General features: G+C 68.7%; 15 protein-coding genes and 1 pseudogene. 7 read left to right on the top strand and 9 right to left on the bottom strand.

All coding sequences use genetic code 11. From position 1 onward, the window contains the following. Positions 1 to 7: 7 nt before the first annotated feature. From ABEU20_RS09955 to dapE, 6 genes are all read right to left on the bottom strand, one after another. Positions 8 to 931, bottom strand: a complete 924-nt coding sequence (locus tag ABEU20_RS09955) for a glucosyl-3-phosphoglycerate synthase (RefSeq protein ID WP_420164247.1) — start codon at positions 929 to 931, stop codon at positions 8 to 10. After that, the gene (gene folP, locus ABEU20_RS09950) at positions 928 to 1,854 is read right to left on the bottom strand and encodes a dihydropteroate synthase (RefSeq protein ID WP_420164246.1); all 927 of its coding nucleotides are present in this window, start codon (positions 1,852 to 1,854) and stop codon (positions 928 to 930) included. The genes ABEU20_RS09955 and folP overlap by 4 nt, the downstream gene beginning before the upstream one ends. A gap of 30 nt (positions 1,855 to 1,884) precedes the next feature. Further along, complete coding sequence (locus ABEU20_RS09945) at positions 1,885 to 3,666, bottom strand: long-chain-acyl-CoA synthetase (RefSeq protein ID WP_420164245.1); 1,782 nt, start codon at positions 3,664 to 3,666, stop codon at positions 1,885 to 1,887. Between the two features lie 83 nt (positions 3,667 to 3,749). Then, entirely contained in the window at positions 3,750 to 4,310 is a 561-nt protein-coding gene (locus ABEU20_RS09940) for an LOG family protein (protein WP_420164244.1), read from the bottom strand. Next, the gene (locus ABEU20_RS09935) at positions 4,304 to 5,110 is read right to left on the bottom strand and encodes an LOG family protein (RefSeq protein ID WP_420164243.1); all 807 of its coding nucleotides are present in this window, start codon (positions 5,108 to 5,110) and stop codon (positions 4,304 to 4,306) included. Before ABEU20_RS09935 ends, ABEU20_RS09940 begins: the two co-directional genes overlap by 7 nt. Positions 5,111 to 5,127: 17 nt before the next feature. Further along, positions 5,128 to 6,225, bottom strand: a complete 1,098-nt coding sequence (gene dapE / locus ABEU20_RS09930; protein WP_420164242.1) for a succinyl-diaminopimelate desuccinylase — start codon at positions 6,223 to 6,225, stop codon at positions 5,128 to 5,130. A gap of 118 nt (positions 6,226 to 6,343) precedes the next feature. Between dapE and dapD the strand changes: the two genes are divergently transcribed. The 3 genes from dapD (at position 6,344) to ABEU20_RS09915 (ending at position 9,619) form a co-directional block, all read left to right on the top strand. After that, positions 6,344 to 7,297, top strand: a complete 954-nt coding sequence (dapD, locus tag ABEU20_RS09925; protein WP_420164241.1) for a 2,3,4,5-tetrahydropyridine-2,6-dicarboxylate N-succinyltransferase — start codon at positions 6,344 to 6,346, stop codon at positions 7,295 to 7,297. Positions 7,298 to 7,368: 71 nt separating this feature from the next. Next, entirely contained in the window at positions 7,369 to 8,691 is a 1,323-nt protein-coding gene (locus ABEU20_RS09920; protein ID WP_420164571.1) for an amino acid permease, read from the top strand. A 118-nt stretch (positions 8,692 to 8,809) separates the two neighbouring features. Next, positions 8,810 to 9,619 carry an enoyl-CoA hydratase gene (locus ABEU20_RS09915; RefSeq protein WP_420164240.1) on the top strand — a complete coding sequence of 270 codons (810 nt, stop codon included), beginning with the start codon at positions 8,810 to 8,812 and terminating at the stop codon, positions 9,617 to 9,619. A gap of 135 nt (positions 9,620 to 9,754) precedes the next feature. Here ABEU20_RS09915 and ABEU20_RS09910 read toward each other — a convergent pair. Continuing rightward, positions 9,755 to 9,928: pseudogene (locus ABEU20_RS09910) on the bottom strand (DUF4304 domain-containing protein); the annotation flags it as partial. Between the two features lie 91 nt (positions 9,929 to 10,019). Here ABEU20_RS09910 and ABEU20_RS09905 point away from each other — a divergent pair. Both ABEU20_RS09905 and ABEU20_RS09900 read left to right on the top strand, forming a co-directional pair. Continuing rightward, on the top strand, positions 10,020 to 10,652 hold the full coding sequence (locus ABEU20_RS09905; RefSeq protein ID WP_420164570.1) for a TetR/AcrR family transcriptional regulator: 633 nt from the start codon (positions 10,020 to 10,022) through the stop codon (positions 10,650 to 10,652). After that, entirely contained in the window at positions 10,649 to 11,611 is a 963-nt protein-coding gene (locus ABEU20_RS09900) for a TauD/TfdA dioxygenase family protein (protein ID WP_420164239.1), read from the top strand. The genes ABEU20_RS09905 and ABEU20_RS09900 overlap by 4 nt, the downstream gene beginning before the upstream one ends. A 3-nt stretch (positions 11,612 to 11,614) precedes the next feature. Here ABEU20_RS09900 and ABEU20_RS09895 read toward each other — a convergent pair whose 3' ends face one another. Further along, positions 11,615 to 12,646, bottom strand: a complete 1,032-nt coding sequence (locus ABEU20_RS09895; protein ID WP_420164238.1) for an NADP-dependent oxidoreductase — start codon at positions 12,644 to 12,646, stop codon at positions 11,615 to 11,617. 93 nt (positions 12,647 to 12,739) lie between these two features. On the opposite strand from ABEU20_RS09895, the gene ABEU20_RS09890 reads away from it, so the two are divergent. Next, entirely contained in the window at positions 12,740 to 13,600 is an 861-nt protein-coding gene (locus ABEU20_RS09890; protein ID WP_420164237.1) for a 3-hydroxyacyl-CoA dehydrogenase, read from the top strand. Positions 13,601 to 13,665: 65 nt separating this feature from the next. On the opposite strand, the gene ABEU20_RS09885 is transcribed toward ABEU20_RS09890, so the two are convergent. Further along, a complete protein-coding gene (locus tag ABEU20_RS09885) occupies positions 13,666 to 15,789 on the bottom strand; it encodes an ABC transporter permease (RefSeq protein WP_420164236.1) in 2,124 nt (707 codons plus the stop codon). Positions 15,790 to 15,983: 194 nt separating this feature from the next. Between ABEU20_RS09885 and ABEU20_RS09880 the strand changes: the two genes are divergently transcribed. Next, positions 15,984 to 16,646: a TetR/AcrR family transcriptional regulator gene (locus ABEU20_RS09880; RefSeq protein ID WP_420164235.1), complete on the top strand. Its 663-nt coding sequence runs from the start codon at positions 15,984 to 15,986 to the stop codon at positions 16,644 to 16,646. The last annotated feature ends 15 nt before the right edge of the window (positions 16,647 to 16,661 follow it).

Genomic DNA, 16,661 nt, shown 5'->3' with positions numbered 1-16,661 from the left:
CCGGCGGTCAGGGTCGGACGGTGTTCATCGGCGGACGGTCCGCGAGCGAGACATCGGTGTGCGCGGGCACGAAGGAGTCGCCGTCCACCAGGAACTGGGTCAGTCCGGCGCCCGTGTCGTCGACGCCGCAGCGCCGCAACATCGTGCCGATGATCTGCCGGCTCATCACCCCGAGTTCGGACAGCGGCCGGTTGCGGTGCTTGCGCACCCCGAGGTTGACCTGGCCGATCGCTCCCAGACCGAGGCGGTCGTAGGTGTCGAGCAGCAACCCGATCTCGACGCCGTAGCCGGGGGCGAACGGCACCGACGACAGCAACTCCCGGGTGCCGGCGTACTCGCCGCCGAGAGGTTGCAGGACGCAGGTCAGTTCGGGCCGTAGCGCCGCCAGCATGGGACGCGCCACGAGTTCGGTGACGCGTCCGCCGCCGTTGGCGTCCTCGGTGCCGCTGACCCGCAATGGCCGCCGGTAGTAGCCCTTGACCAGGTGGATGCCGTCGACGGTGAGCAGCGGACCCAGCAGCTTGGGCACGAAGGCGGGGTCCGGTTCGACGAGGTCGGAGTCGACGAACGCGATCAGGTCGCCCGTGCTCGCGGCGATCGACCGCCACAGCACCTCACCCTTCCCGGCGACCGGCGCCAGCCCCGGCACCGCAGCCTCGCGGCTGATCACGGTGGCCCCGGCCGCAGCCGCCCGCTCGGCGGTGGCATCGCTCGACCCGGAGTCGAGCACGATCAGTTCGTCGACCAGTCCCCCGAGCAGCGGGTGGATGGTGTCGACGACGCCGGCGACGGTCTTCTCCTCGTTGAGCGCGGGCAGCACGACGGAGACGGTGCGTCCGGCCTTCGCGCGCTCGAGCTCGGCGATGCTCCAGTCGGGATGATCCCAGCTGTTCGCGTCCGTCCAGGTGCGTGACGCCTCGGTGATACTCATGCCAACCCCCGTACGGTCCGGACAGGCTGCCGTGTACCCATGATCGCGGCGACCATGTCGACCACCCGACGGGTCGAGGCAACCTCGTGGACGCGGAAGACGCGGGCGCCCCCGGCGGCCGCGAGTGCGGTCGCCGCCAGAGTTCCCTCCAACCTGTCCGTCAGTTCCACACCTAGAGTCTCCCCGACGAAATCCTTGTTGCTCAGGGCCATCAGGACAGGCCATCCGGTGTTAACGAGATCTTCCACACGGCGCAACAATTCGAGCCCGTGGAAGGTGTTCTTCCCGAAATCGTGGGTCGGGTCGACGAGGATCGAGTCGGGCTTCACGCCCAGGGCGGTCGCGCGTTCGGCGGCCCGCACCACCTCGTCGACGACGTCGGCGACCACGTCGGTGTAGCGGACCCGGTGCGGTCGGGTGCGCGGCACCGCGCCTCCGGTGTGCGAGCACACGATTCCGGCACCGAGCTCCGCCGCAACCTCCACGAGGCCCGGATCGGCGCCCGCCCAGGTGTCGTTGATCAGGTCGGCGCCCTCGGCGCACGCGAGCCGAGCGACCTCGCTGCGCCACGTGTCGACGCTGATGACGACATCCGGGTAGCGCGCCCGGATCGCCTCGACGAACGGAACCACCCGGCGGGTCTCCTCGGCGGCATCCACGAGCGTGCCCGGGCCCGCCTTCACCCCACCGATGTCCACGAGATCGGCACCCTCGGCGACCGCACGATCGACGGCGGCCATCGCGGCCTCGTCGGAGAAGGTCGCGCCCCGGTCGTAGAAGGAGTCGGGAGTGCGATTGACGATCGCCATCACGAGCGCACGGTCGGTCGCCACCGGCCTGCCACACAGGGTGGGCAGGACGCGACCGGGTGCCGAAACGGGCGGAACGGCCGAAGTGTCGTCGGAGGCGGGGCGGGGTGCCATGCCCCCCATATTCGCATGACCGACGTCTCACTACGCCCCGGGAGCAGTCCCGTCGGCCACCTCGCGCGCGTAACCCTCGTAGGCGGGCCGATATCCGTCCGCGCGACCGGCGAGCACGTACAGCCGATCGAGTCCGGACGAGTACGCCTCCTCCCGTAGTTCCACCTTGCGGCTCTTGAACGTCGACGTGGTCTCGAGCGTGTCGACGATCCGCACGAACAGCGGCACCGCGTACGACGGCAGTCGGTCGAACAGATCCGCGGCCAGCCGAGCGCCGTCGAACTCGTGGCCGTCCCGGACCGTCACCGCCGCCATCCCCGCCTTGCCGTCCGTGCCGGGTACCGCGACCCCGTAGACCACCGATTGCTCGATCGCCGGGTGCGCCGACATCGCGCCCTCGACCTCGGTGGTCGCGACGTTCTCGCCCTTCCACCGGAAGGTGTCGCCCAGCCGGTCGACGAACGCGACGTGCATGAAGCCCTGGTCCCGGACGAGGTCACCGGTGTCGAACCAGCAATCGCCGTCCTTGAAACCGTTTCGGACGAGCTTGTTTTCGCTGGCCTCGGGATCGGTGTAGCCGTCGAACGGCGCCCGGTCGGTGACCTTGGACAGCAGCAGTCCGACGCCGCCGACACCCACCCGCCGCAGCCGCCCGTCCGCCCCGCGTCGGGCCCGCCCGGTGTCCTGGTCGTATTCCACCACCGCGTACGGCAGCGGACACACGCCGGCGGTGCGCTCGACACCGAGCGCATTGACGAACGCGATGTTGCACTCACTGGCCCCGTAGAACTCGGCGACGCGGTCGATCCCGAAGCGCTCGGTGAACTCGGTCCAGATCTCCGGTCGCAGCCCGTTGCCGACCATGAGCCGAATCCCGTTGTCGCGGTCGGACGGTCGCTCGGGCTGATTGAGCAGGTACCGGCACACCTCACCGATGTAGACGAAGGCTGTCGCACCGTTGCGCTTCGCATCCTCCCAGAACCGCGACGCGGAGAAGGTGCGGGCGATCGCGAACGCGGCCCCGGACGACAGCACCGACGACAGCGACACCGTCAACGCGTTGTTGTGATAGAGCGGCAGCGCACAGTACAGGGTGTCGTTGCGGCGCAGCCGGACCCCCATCGCCCCGAGCCCCGACATGCTCTTGAGCCAGCGGAAGTGGCTCATCAGGCTCGCCTTCGGCATGCCGGTCGTGCCCGACGTGAAGATGTAGAACGCCCGCTCCTTGGCTTGGATACGCTCGCACACAGCGGGATTCGACGTGCTCGCCGTCGCGGCGAGCACGTCCAGCTCGGCCCCGGACAGCACCGTCTCCGCGTGCGGCGCGACCGACAGCGATTCGATCGCCTCGTCGCACTCCTCCCCCACGACCAGCACGCGGCTGCCGAGCAGCGACAGGCTGTGCGCGAGCACGTCGCCGCGCTGATTGTGGTTGAGCATGCCGGCGACCGCGCCGAGCTTGACCGTCGCCAGAGTGACCAGCAGCGTCTCCGGCCGGTTCTTCATGAGGATCCCGACCACGTCGCCGCGCCGGACGCCCTGCTGGGCGAGCACGTCCGCGTAGCGGTTCACCTGCTCGTTCGCGTCCCGGTAGCTGATCGAAGCGCCCTCGAACCGGATGAACGGCCGGTCCGGCTGCCGCCGCGCCAACTCCTGGAAGACGCGGCCGATGGACTCGCGCGCGTCCGGCTTCCGGGCGAGTCCGAGCGCTCCGCGGGCCAGGCTCGGGATCTCCGTCGCCATGCGCGGCAGTTGCAGCGCCAACTGCACGAGACCGATCGTCGAAGCAGCGGCGTCTGAACTCATCGGCATCCTTGTCGGGAGGGGACGGGTCGTTTCTTACTCCACAGTAACCTTTGTGACCCGTCCCCGGAACCCCTCGAGGGGAACCGCTTTCACCCCACGCACGCGTCCAGAGCCGCCTCGACGTCACCGGTGACGATCAGCCCGTCCAGCGCGCGCTGCGCCACGAACCCCTGCGCCTTCAGTCCGTCGAGCCAGTGCAGCAGACCCCCGAAGTGGTCGACGGGATCGAGCATCACCACCGGCTTCTCGTGCATCCCCAGGTAACCGGCGGTCCACGTCTCGAACAGTTCCTCGAGCGTGCCGATGCCACCGGGCAGCGTGACGAACGCGTCCGCCCGGTCCTCCATGATCTTCTTGCGCTCGCGCATCGTGTCGGTGACGATCAGCTCGTCGGCGTCGACGTCGGCAACCTCCTTGTGCACGAGCGCCTTCGGAATGACGCCGACGGTCCACGCCCCGGCCTCGCGTGCCGCCGTGGCGACCGCACCCATCATCGAGACGTTGCCGCCGCCGGACACCAGCTGCCAACCGCGGCGACCGATCGCCGTGCCCACCTGCGACGCCAACTGCAGGAACTGCTCGTCCACGGGTCCCGACGCGCAGTACACACACACGGCGAACTTCCCGGCAGCCTTCTCTTCGTTCACCATTCGTCCTCGTCTCCCAGAAGTGCCGCCTCGTCCACGCCCTGCTGCGACTCGACGACGATGCGGACCACCTCGTCGATGCTGTCGGTGACGTGGATGAGATCGATGTCGCCGGGCGAGATCTTGCCCGACTTCTCGAGGACGCCGCGCAGCCAGTCCATCAGCCCGGACCAGAACTCCGTGCCGACCAGGACGATCGGGAACCGCGTGATCTTGCGCGTCTGGACGAGGGTGAGCGCCTCGAACAGCTCGTCGAGCGTTCCGAACCCGCCGGGCAGGCAGATGAACGCCTGCGAATACTTGACGAACATCGTCTTGCGCGCGAAGAAGTACCGGAAGTTGATACCGAGGTCGACCCAGTCGTTCAGTCGCTGCTCGAACGGCAGCTCGATGCCGAGTCCGATCGAGTAGCCCCCGCTCTCGCTGGCACCACGGTTGGCCGCCTCCATGACGCCGGGGCCGCCGCCGGTGATCACCGCGAAGCCGGCCTCCACCAGTGCGGCAGCGAGGTCGTGCGCCATCGCGTACTCGGGCGACTCGTCGGGCGTGCGGGCGGAGCCGAACATCGTGACCGCACGGGGCACCTCCGCGAGCGCCCCGAAACCCTCGATGAACTCGCTCTGGATGCGCAGCACCCGCCACGGGTCGGTGTGCACCCAGTCGGCGGGGCCGCGCTGATCGAGCAGCCTGCGGTCGGCGGTCGTCACCCCGGTCTTGCGATCACGGCGCAACATGACCGGACCGCGGTGCTTCACCGACGAACTGTTCTGCCGGGCGGAACCGGTCTTCCTGTCAGGTGCCATGCGGCCAGGCTAGGCGCTCACGCGCTCAGGTATCCACGCAGCACTCGGGCCACTTCGGTGATCTGCTGCACCGGCACGTGCTCGTCGCGCTTGTGCGCCAGGTTCGGGTCGCCCGGGCCGTAGTTGACCGCCGGGATGCCCAGCGCCGAGAACCGCGAGACGTCGGTCCAGCCGTACTTGGCCCGGAACTGCCCGCCGGCAGCGGCGATCAGTGCGGCCGCGGCGGGGTTCGCCAGTCCCGGGAGCGCGCCGGGCGAGCTGTCGGTGACCTCGAACCCCAGTTCCAGACCGCCCAGCGCCGCCGGATCGAACACCTCCCGCACGTGCGCTACCGCCTGCTCGACGCTCCGGTCCGGCGCGAATCGGAAGTTGACGTCCATCTCCGCTGCGTCGGGCACGACGTTGCCGGCCACCCCACCCGCGATCCGCACGGCCGACAGGCCCTCGCGGTAGACGCAGCCGTCGATGTCCACGGATCGGGCCTCGTACGACGACAGCCGCTCGAGCACGGGGGCGAACTTGTGAATCGCGTTGTCGCCGAGCCACGATCGAGCCGAGTGCGCCCGGACGCCGGACGTGGTGAGCCGGACCCGGAGGGTGCCCTGGCAACCGGCCTCGATGAGGCCGCCGGTGGGCTCGCCGAGGATCGCGACGTCGGCCCGCAGCCACTCCGGCAGTTCCCGCTCGATCCGGCCGAGGCCGTTGTAGCGGGCCGCGATCTCCTCGCAGTCGTAGAACACCAGCGTCAGGTCGTGGGCCGGATCGGAGACAGTCGCCGCGAGGTGCAGGAACACCGCGTTACCCGACTTCATGTCGACGGTGCCGCAGCCGTGCAGCAGGTCACCGCGCTCGTCGACCGTGCGCCGGCTCGGGACGTTGTCGGCGATCGGGACGGTGTCCAGATGCCCGGCGAGCATCACCCGGCTGGGCAGGCCACGATCGGTGCGCGCGAGAACGGCGTCGCCGTTGCGGATCACCTCGAACCCCGTGGTCTGCTCCCGCAACGCCTGCTCGACGGCGTCGGCGATCGCGCGCTCGTCGTGCGACACACTGGGGATGTCCACGAGCGCCGCGGTGAGGTCGATGGGGTCGGCATGCAGATCGAGGAGACTCACGCCTCCAGGTTAGGCGCTACCGCCTTCGCGCCCCCCCGACCGGTCGGAACGCGCACAGGATCACAATCGGACTCACCGGACAGGAAGCTTCGCCGTGACTCGCGTAACCTGTGCACCCGTGAGTGCACAGGGAGCATCTGCAGTAGGCGTCGCCAACGTGACCGAGTCGGGCACGGTTCTCGACACCTGGTACCCGGCCCCCGAACTGGGCGAGTACCAGGAGAACGGAACCGTCGCGCTCGAGGGCACCGACATTCCGTCGGACCTCGCGTTGCTCGCCGGCCACGACGAGGCCCGCGAGGTCAAGCAGGTCGTGGTGCGCACCACGATCACCGATCTGTCCGCGCCGCCGGTCGACGCGCACGACGTCTACCTGCGCCTGCACCTGCTGTCGCACCGCCTGGTGCAGCCGCACGGCGTCAACCTCGACGGCCAGTTCGGTCTGCTCGCGAACGTCGTGTGGACCAACTTCGGTCCGTGCGCGGTGGACGGCTTCGAGCTGGTCCGCTCGCGCCTGCGGATCCGCGGCGCCGTGACGGTGTTCGGTGTCGACAAGTTCCCCCGCATGGTCGACTACGTCGTCCCGTCGGGCGTGCGCATCGCCGACGCCGACCGTGCCCGCCTCGGCGCGCACCTGGCGAGCGGCACCACCGTCATGCACGAGGGCTTCGTCAACTTCAACGCCGGCACGCTCGGCTCCTCGATGGTCGAGGGCCGCATCTCGGCGGGTGTCGTCGTCGGTGACGGCTCCGACGTCGGAGGCGGCGCGTCGATCATGGGCACGCTGTCCGGCGGCGGCAAGCAGGTCATCTCCGTCGGCGAGCGCTGCCTGCTCGGCGCCAACGCCGGCCTGGGCATCTCGCTGGGCGACGACTGCGTCGTCGAGGCCGGTCTGTACATCACCGCCGGCACCAAGGTCACCGGCCCGGACGGCACGGTCGTCAAGGCGGCCGATCTCAGTGGCCAGTCGAACATCCTGTTCCGCCGCAACTCCGTCTCCGGTGCCGTCGAGGTGGTGCCGTGGAAGGGCACCGGTGTCGAACTGAACGCTGCCCTGCACGCCAACGACTGATTTCAGGTTCTGTGAGCTCCACCGATACTCCCGTTCGACTGGGCCACGGCCTCAAGGTCCGTCATCTGACGATGATGGGCCTGGGGTCGGCCATCGGCGCCGGTCTGTTCCTCGGCACCGGCGTCGGGATCGCGAAGGCAGGCCCCGCGGTCCTCATCTCCTACGTGATCGCCGGATTCGTCGTGGTGTGCGTCATGCGCATGCTCGGCGAGATGGGCGCCGCCCTGCCCGCGAGCGGATCCTTCTCCCACTACGCGCGCATCGGTATCGGCGAATGGGCCGGCTTCGTCATGGGCTGGCTGTACTGGTTCATGCTGATCATGGTGTTGGGCGCCGAGATCACGGGCGCCTCCGCGATCGTCAACGACTGGCTGCCCGGCGTACCCCAATGGGTGATCGCGCTGGTGTTCGTCACCTTCTTCGCCGTCGTCAATCTCGCGAAGGTCAGCAACTTCGGCGAGTTCGAGTTCTGGTTCGCGGCACTCAAGGTCGCCGCGATCATCGGATTCCTCGCGGTGGGCGTCCTACTCGTCTTCGGCCTCCTCCCGGACACCGACCCCGTGGGATTCACGAACCTGCTCGGCGAGGGCGGCTTCATGCCCAACGGGTTCAGCGGTATCGCCGCGGGCCTGCTGGTCGTGGCGTTCGCGTTCGGCGGCATCGAGATCGTCACCATCGCCGCGGCCGAGTCCGAGGATCCCGAGCGCTCGATCGCCACCGCCGTCCGCACCGTCATGTGGCGGATCAGCGTCTTCTACATCGGCGCCATCGGCATCATGGTCCTGGTCCTGCCGTGGAACGATCCCGAACTGCAGGACGGCCCGTTCGTCGCGGTGTTGGAGAGGGCGAACATTCCGTACGTCTCCGGGCTGATGGAACTGGTCGTCGTCATCGCGCTGCTGTCCGCGTTCAACGCCAACGTCTACGGCACGTCCCGCATGGCCTTCTCGCTGGCCCGGCGCAACGACGGCCCCAAGCCCCTCGCGAAGCTGTCCCGGACGGGGGTGCCGACCAACGCGGTTCTGCTGTCGGTGTTCTTCGGGTTCGTCAGCGTGCTGCTGAACTGGTTGCTGCCCGACGATCTGCTCGGCATCCTGCTCAACGCCGTCGGCGCGGCCCTGCTGGTGATCTGGGTGTTCATCGTGATCGCGCACCTGCGGTTGCGCCCGCGCCTCGAGCGCGAGGGCAAGCTGTCGGTCCGGATGTGGCTGTTCCCCTACCTGAGCTACCTCACGCTGGCACTGCTGGCGGGGTTCGTGGTGCTGATGGCGTTCGACGAGGACGCGCGGCAGCAGCTGATCTCGACCGCGGTGCTCTTCCTCGCGATCCTCTCCCTCGCGCTGTTCACCTCGCGGCGCCGGGCGCGCAAGGCCGCGGTCGAATCCACCCTGTAGAACTCACTTTCGACGCGGCCGGGCGCCGGACACGCGGGCCCACACGGGAAACGGGCACCCACGGAACCCCCGGCGCGTAGGGTCGGCGCACATCGCCCCTCTGCACGTAGGAGTTCCCGTGAGCTTCGTCCTCGTCGAACGGCCGCGCGAGAACGTCGCGCTGGTGACCCTCAACCGGCCGGAACGGATGAACGCGATGGCGTTCGACGTCATGATTCCGTTCCGCGAAGCGCTCGAGGCCATCAGCAACGACACCTCGGTGCGGGCCGTGGTGATCACCGGCGCGGGCCGGGGCTTCTGCTCGGGGGCCGACCAGCGTTCGGCTGGCCCGATCCCGCACATCGAGGGGCTCACCCGCCCGTCGATCGCGCTGCGCTCCATGGAACTGCTCGACGACGTCGTCCTGACACTGCGACGGATGCACCAGCCGGTGATCGCAGCGGTCAACGGCGCCGCCATCGGTGGTGGACTGTGCCTGTCGCTGGCCGCCGACATCCGCCTCGCCGCCCCCGAGGCCTACTTTCGCGCGGCCGGCATCAACAACGGCCTGACCGCCAGTGAACTCGGCCTGAGCTACCTGCTGCCGCGGGCGATCGGATCGTCGCGGGCGTTCGAGATCATGCTGACCGGCCGGGGCGTCGACGCCGACGAGGCCGCACGGATCGGCCTCGTCTCCAGGATCGTCGCCGGTGACGACCTCCTCGACGAGGCGTTCGACATGGCGCAACGGATCGCGATGTTCTCGCGCCCGGGCGTCGAACTCACCAAGCGCACCCTGTGGTCGAGCCTGGACGCGTCGTCGATGGCGCAGCACATGAACCAGGAAGGCCTCGGCCAGTTGATGATTCGACTGATGACCGACAATTTCGAAGAGGCGACCCTCGCCCGCAAGGAGAAGCGCGACCCGGCCTTCCGCGACACCCGCTAGGGCACGGAGATCTCGCAGTCGGCCTCCGCCTTCGGGAACTGCGCCTCGAGGCGGGGCCAGCGCTCTTCCGACCCGCATCCGCTCCGCGACGGCGGGGACCTCGGTGTCCGCCGTCACCGTGACGTGCGGTCCGATCCCGGGCGCGATGTGTTCGATCCTGCGCCGGTACTGGCAGTCGACCTCCTTCGGACGTTCCTGGGGAACCCGCCCGATGACGCGATCGAACTCCGCCGAATAGACGCCGCAGTTCACGTAGAAACGGATCGACTCGTAGCTGTTGCCGGCCGACCGTTGAGACCATGGCGCCATCGTTCCAGACGCGATTCCCCCTGCCCATTGACATCTTTAAGGCTGCGGCCTTAAAGTCCTTCGTGTGACTCAGAACACGTCCCGAGTGGCGATGATCGAAGCAGCAGAGCAGATCATCGCCGAACGGGGAATGCCCGCGCTCACGCTCAAGGACGTGCAGATCGCGGCCAACCAGTCCAACAAGTCGGCGGCCAAGTACCACTTCGGGTCCCGCGAGGGGCTCATCGAGGCGCTCGTCGAACTCCGGATGGCGCCGGTCAACGCTCGGCGGCAGGAACTACTGGACGAGATCGAGCGTCTCGGCGCCCCGCCGACGGTTCGGCAGGCCGTCGAGGCACTGGTCCGTCCACTGGCGGCCGAAACGCTCGGCCGACCCGGCAGCAGATACGCGCGCTTCCTCGTCCAAGGGCTGTTCGATCCCGCGCTCGCGGACACGATCCAGAAGCATCTGCGGGCCGAGACCTACCGGCGCGTGCATCGCATGCTGGTCGGTCTCTGCCCGATCCCGGGCGACGTCGCGAAATGGCGCGCCGACAAGGTGGCGACGCTCGCCATGACCACCCTTGCAGCGCACGAGGGCCGCGACCGCACGCGGCAACAGACCGCCGCGATCGTCGCGGACCTGGTCGACACGTGCGTCGCCGTACTCGAGGCCCCCGCATCCGTTCCACGCAGCACTCCCGACCCGACGGAACAGACCGATCCCCAAGGAGTTTCGCTATGACCACGTCCGCCAACCCCGACATCTTCCGGACCTTCATCGAGCCGCGTCCGACGGACCCGCTCTACGCCGTGGGCCCCCTCGTCGCGCGACGGACCACCGAGTCCGCCGACGACCGCCCGTACGAACTCTTCTCGCTCACCCCCAAGACCCCGACCATCGGAGCCGAGATCTCCGGGATCCGGCTGACCGGCGACCTGCCCGAGGACGTGCTCGCGGAACTGCGTCGGGCACTGCTGGAGTGGAAGGTCCTGTTCTTCCGCGACCAGGACATCGACCGTGCCGATCACCGTGCGTTCGCCGCCCGGTGGGGCGAGCTCGAGCAGCACCCGTTCTTCAAGTACACCCAGCCCGGGCAGAGCGACGCGGACGTCGCGACCCTCGCGAAGGACGCCATGGCGGCCGGTGTCGAGAACATGTGGCACAACGACGTCACCTGGCACGAATTCCCCTCCTTCGCAGCGATTCTGCGCGGCGTCGAGGTCCCTGCAGTGGGCGGCGACACGCTGTGGACCGACACCGGTGCGGCCTACGATCTTCTTCCGGAGGACCTCCGGGCGCGCATCGACCCCCTCGAGGCCGAGCACGACTGGATCAACTCGTTCGGCCGCGGCATGCCGGCCGAGACCGTCGAGATGCTCCGCCCCGCATTCCCCGCGGTGACGCATCCGGTGGTGCGGGTGATCCCGGAGACCGGACGCCGCGTGCTGTTCGTGAACTCCGTCTTCACGCAGCGCATTCTCGGTGTCTCCGAGGAGGAGTCGAACGAGATCCTGCGCGCGCTCTACCGGCACGTCCAGCGTCCCGAATTCCAGGTGCGACTACAGTGGCAGCCCGACACCATCGCCTTCTGGGACAACCGCACCTGCCAGCACTACGCGTCGAGTGACTACTTCCCGGCACGCAGGGTCATGGACCGCATCTCGATCGTGGGCGACAAGCCCGTGGGCGTCACGTCCTGACGCTCATTCCTCCGGACCCACGCGGACCACGAGTTTGCCGAAGTTCTTGCCGTGCAGCATTCCCAGGAACGCGGACGGCGCGTTGTCCAGTCCGTGCACGACGTCCTCCCGGTACTTCAGCCGGCCCTCGGCGATCCACCGGGAGGCGTCGCGTTCGAAGTCTGCATACATGTCCGCGACGAACTCGGACTGGATGAAGCCGCGCACGGTCAAGCTCTTGGTGAGTACGAGTCCCATGAACGCCGGCAGCCGGTCCGGCCCCTCCGGTGTCGTCGCCGCGTTGTACTGGGACACCAACCCGCACACCGGGATCCGTGCGTATGGGTTGAGCAGGGGCAACACGGCCGCGGTGACGGGTCCGCCCACGTTCTCGAAGTACACGTCGATGCCGTCGGGGGCGGCAGCCCGCAACTGGTCCGCGAAATCCGGTGCGCGATGGTCGATCGCGGCGTCGAACCCGAGTTCGTCGCGCACGTAGGCACACTTGTCGGGCCCGCCCGCGATGCCGACGGCACGGGCACCGTGGATCCTCGCGATCTGCCCGACGGCGGACCCGACCGGACCGGACGCCGCCGCCACCGCGACGGTCTCGCCCGCCTGCGGGCGGCCGATCCTCAGCAGACCGGAATAGGCGGTGAAGCCGGGCATCCCGAGTACGCCGACTGCCGTGGACAACGGCGCCCGGGACGGATCGAGGACGCGCACCGCGTCGCCGTCGGCCACGGCGTGGGTCTGCCATCCGGTGTACCCGACGACGTAGGAGCCGGCGGCAATGCGGGGGTTGCGCGACTCCGTCACCTGCGAGACCGTCCCACCGACCATGACGTCACCCACCTCCACCGGGTCGGCATACGATTCGGCGGCGCTCATCCGGCCCCGCATGTACGGGTCGAGCGACAGGTAGATCGTGCGCAGCAGCACCTGACCATCGGACAGTTCGGGCAATTCGACTGTCTCCGTACGAAAGTTGTCCGCAGTCGGCTCTCCGCGCGGTCGTGAGGCGAGGACGATTCGGGTGCTCGTGACAGCGCTCATACCCCGACGGTACGCCCGCCCCCACTCGGCGGGGATAGGGTCGAAGGGAACCGGCCGGCGCCCGATTCGGCCGCACGAGAGCCTGGAGGTTTCATGACGGACATTCGGAAGGTCACCGTACTGGGCGCGGGAGTTCTGGGTTCCCAGATCGCCTTCCAGACGGCGTTCAAGGGATTCGACGTCACTTCGTACGACATCGACGACAAGGCACTCGACGCCGCGCGCGGCCGCTTCGCGGGCCTGGTCGAAACGTATCGACAGGACGTCCCCGGCGCCGACGACGGCAGCGCCGCCGCCACTCTGGACCGCCTCACCCTGACGTCCGACCTCGACGCTGCGGTGGCCGACGCAGATCTGGTGATCGAGGCGATCCCGGAGATCCTGTCGCTCAAGCAGGACACGTACCGCCGTATCGGCGCCGTCGCCCCCGAGCAGACGATCTTCGCAACCAATTCGTCGACCTTGCTGCCGAGCGACCTCGCCGAGGCCACCGGCCGTCCCGACCGATTTCTCGCGCTGCACTTCGCGAACCGGGTGTGGCGGTTCAACACCGCCGAGGTCATGGGCACCGAGGAGACGGACCCTGCGGTGTTCCGCACGGTCGTCGAGTTCGCGACCGAGATCGGCATGGTCCCGATCGAACTGCACAAGGAGAAGTCCGGTTACGTGCTGAACTCGTTGCTCGTGCCGTTCCTCAACGCGGCCGCGGCCCTCGCCGCGGGCGGCTACGCCGAACCCGCGGACGTGGACAAGACCTGGAAGATCGCCACCGGCGCGCCGATGGGCCCCTTCCAGATCTTCGACATCATCGGCCTCACCACGCCGTACAACATCATGGCGCACGGTGACGAGGCCGCGCAGAAGCTGGCCGTGTGGCTCAAGGAGAACTACATCGACAAGGGCAAGCTCGGTGTCGCGTCCGGCGAGGGCTTCTACCGCTACACGTCCGACTGACGGAGCAGAGGACGAGGCGGGCGCCCGCGCCGGGTCTCCCCGACCGGTGCGCCCGCCCGACGTGGTCAGAGCGTCGCGTCGGCCGCACTCCGCGGCGCCTCGTGGACGGCGTCCGTCCGCGGCGACGGCCGGAGCCTGTCGATGATCACGACACACAGGAGCGACACCACACCCCAGATCACGAAGGTCACCACATGTGACCCGACCGTGTCGCCGGCGAAGTACAGGATCGATCGCACCGACTCGACGGCCGCCGGCATCGGCAGGATGTCGTGCAGGAACCGGAAGAGCGCCGGTTCCATGTAGATCGACAGCGCGCCGCCCGAGGCCGGGACCCCGAGGAACATCAGGATCGCGACCACGGGCAGCACGGCCAGCAGACCCAGTAGCCGGACGAAGACGGTGGCGAACAGCGCCGTCGCGATGATCGCCACGATGCCGGTGCCGACCAGCGGCAGGAAGTGTCCGTCGACGGCTCCGACGATCGGGCCCGCGATCAGCCAGACCACGACGGACATGAACACCGCCCACCCGGCGAGGATCGGCAGCAGCGTCCGCAGGCCCATCACCATCGGCGCGGCGTTGGAGGCGACGACGACGATCATGAAGCCGGCCATGATCCAGCCCATCGCGACGTACAGGCTGACCGTGCCCATCGTGTCACCGGTGTCGAGCGAGGTGACGGTCTCACCGGACAGCGGGACCTGCTGGCCCGCGGCCACCTGACCGAACACCTGGGTGACCACCTGGTGCTGGCTGACGCCCGCGGCCTGGTTGGTGATCAGTGTGGCGGACGGGTTGTCCGCCGACGGCAGCACGTACGCCGCCACCACGGTGCGATCCTCGACCTGGTGGCGTGCCGCGTCGACCGAATCGGATGCACGCAGGTCGAACAGACCCGGCATGTTCCGGTCGAGACCGCCCACGGCCTGCTCGGCCTGTTCGGTGTCCGCGGCGACGACGGCCACCGGCATGTCCTGCGGCGCAGGCTGATACATCGCCCCGAGCATGAACGTGATCATCATGGCCACCATGCCGAGCGGGAAGATCGCCAGCGTGGCGTAACGGACCTTGTTGCTCGTCGGTCGCGGACCCGCAGTCAGCGACGGCATCGTCACCTGGGGCGTCCCGGCGTCGGGGTTGCGCCGGCGTTTGAGCGCGTCGACCCCGAGGGTGGCGGCCAGCGCCAGCACCGCGCCGACGCCGAGCACCGCCAGGTGGGTGCCGACTCCGTTGCCACCGAAGTAGAGCACCGAGCGCAAGGCTTCACCGGTCGCGGGCGTGGGCAGGAACGTGTGCAGCGTCGCGTAGAACGAGGGCATGGTGAAGACCGACATGCCCATGTTGGATGCCGGAACGCCGAGCACCATCAGGAACAGCATGCCCGCCAGGACCGCCATCGGACCGAGGATCCTGGTGAGGAACAACTGCACCGAGCCGACCGCGAACACCGCGAGCCAGCTGACTCCGAGGATCGCCGCGGTGTTCCCGTCGAGAGCGCCGAGGATCGGTCCGGCGACGAGCCACACCAGTCCGGCGATCAACGCGGACCAGCCGGCCAGGAGCGGCACGAATCGGCGGAAGCGCAGCAGTTCCGGCGAGTTCGACAGCATGACGCTCAACGGCATGTAGCCGGCCAGCATCAGCGCCGTCGTCATGAACATCGCGGTGAGTCCGGCGGAGTCGTTCGCCGGGAGCGGCGCGAGATCCTCGGCCTCCAGAGTCAGACCCTGCGCGAGCACCTCGGGTGCCAGGAGTCCGGTGACCGTGCCGACCTGCGATGCACCGGCCGCGGTGGCGGTGTACACGGTCGCGGTGCCCTGCGCCTGTTCCGACAGCACCACCGCGCCCGCAACCTCGCGGTCCAGGACCGACTGCCGGGCGTCGGCGTCGGTCGCGACCACCCGGACGTCGACGGCGGACGGATTCTCGGCGGCGAGCGCGTCGGCGAACCGCTCGGCCTGCGGTGCCGGACCCGCCACGGCGACGGGCATGTCGTGCGGGGTGGGCGCGTGCATCGTCGCCAGGTAGCCCGTGATCATCATGCCGACCATGAGGAACGGCAGCAGGATCATCGCGACGTAGCGGCCGATCCGCTCCTTCCTGGCGCGGGCCGGATCGACCTCGACCTCGGAGTCGGGGTCGTGCGCCGAAGGGCCCTCGCCGGTAGCGGTAGGTGTGGATGTCACAGTCGTGCTCCCGGTGGTCGCTGGTGGGGGTGGGTGAAGGCGTCGATCCGAACCGACACCCCAAAATTACGCCGCCTGACTTAAATTGCACAATTGGTCGGTGCGGTGACGTTCGTCCCACCAGCACGCCGAAGCCCGCGACACGACCCACGGTCACGGCGCAGCGCGGAACGACCGGCACGAGGGGAAACACATTGGGACAGCACAGCGACCGGGTGCGAAACGCGCTGTTGGATGCGGCCGAGGAACTGTTCGCCACCGACGGCATCGACGCCGTCTCGAACCGACGTATCGCCGAACACGCCGGCAACTCCAACCATTCGGCGGTGAGCTACCACTTCGGTGGGCGCGAGGAGCTGGTGCGGGCACTGCTCGATCGCCACACCGCGTTCGCACGGGCGCGACGAGCCGAACTCGTCGCGGAACTGGGCGAGGATGCCCCGATCACCGACCTACTGGCCTGCATGATCCTGCCGTTCACCGATCTCCTGGCAGCGCGTCCCGCACCGAGCTGGCGGGCACGGTTTCTGCAGCAGTTGCGCACGGTGCCGTCCGTGGCCGCGTCGGTCGCCGAGAACGTGCGGGCCGATCCGCTCACCGACCAACTGATCCACCGGACCCGACAACACTTCTCGGCGGTTCCCGACGGGGTGTTCGCCGGGCGCGCTCGGATACTCGGACACGTGATACTCGATGCGTGCGCGGAGTACGAATCGCGCGTCCAGGCCGGGTCCGTCACCGCGGACTGGACCGGACTCGGCTACTTCCTCATCGACTCCGCCGCGGGCATGCTCGGCGCGCCGGTCACCCACGCCGGGGACTTCCTCGGCGAGTCGACCGCGACGTATCTGCTGTAGCGGGGCAGGAGGCCG

The organism is Rhodococcus parequi (assembly GCF_046042785.1).
GTDB classification, from domain to species: Bacteria; Actinomycetota; Actinomycetes; order Mycobacteriales; family Mycobacteriaceae; genus Prescottella; species Prescottella parequi.
The sequence above is the reverse complement of the archived record's forward strand: the minus strand, read 5'-3'. Positions and strand labels throughout refer to the sequence as shown.

Coding starts and splice junctions, on each gene's coding strand:
- ABEU20_RS09955 (WP_420164247.1), bottom strand. CDS start 931: ATGAGTATCACCGAGGCGTCACGCACCTGGACGGACGCGAACAGCTGG.
- ABEU20_RS09895 (WP_420164238.1), bottom strand. CDS start 12,646: ATGAGCGCTGTCACGAGCACCCGAATCGTCCTCGCCTCACGACCGCGC.
- ABEU20_RS09890 (WP_420164237.1), top strand. CDS start 12,740: ATGACGGACATTCGGAAGGTCACCGTACTGGGCGCGGGAGTTCTGGGT.
- ABEU20_RS09920 (WP_420164571.1), top strand. CDS start 7,369: ATGATGGGCCTGGGGTCGGCCATCGGCGCCGGTCTGTTCCTCGGCACC.
- ABEU20_RS09940 (WP_420164244.1), bottom strand. CDS start 4,310: ATGGTGAACGAAGAGAAGGCTGCCGGGAAGTTCGCCGTGTGTGTGTAC.
- ABEU20_RS09905 (WP_420164570.1), top strand. CDS start 10,020: ATGATCGAAGCAGCAGAGCAGATCATCGCCGAACGGGGAATGCCCGCG.
- ABEU20_RS09900 (WP_420164239.1), top strand. CDS start 10,649: ATGACCACGTCCGCCAACCCCGACATCTTCCGGACCTTCATCGAGCCG.
- ABEU20_RS09935 (WP_420164243.1), bottom strand. CDS start 5,110: ATGGCACCTGACAGGAAGACCGGTTCCGCCCGGCAGAACAGTTCGTCG.
- ABEU20_RS09945 (WP_420164245.1), bottom strand. CDS start 3,666: ATGCCGATGAGTTCAGACGCCGCTGCTTCGACGATCGGTCTCGTGCAG.
- folP (WP_420164246.1), bottom strand. CDS start 1,854: ATGGCACCCCGCCCCGCCTCCGACGACACTTCGGCCGTTCCGCCCGTT.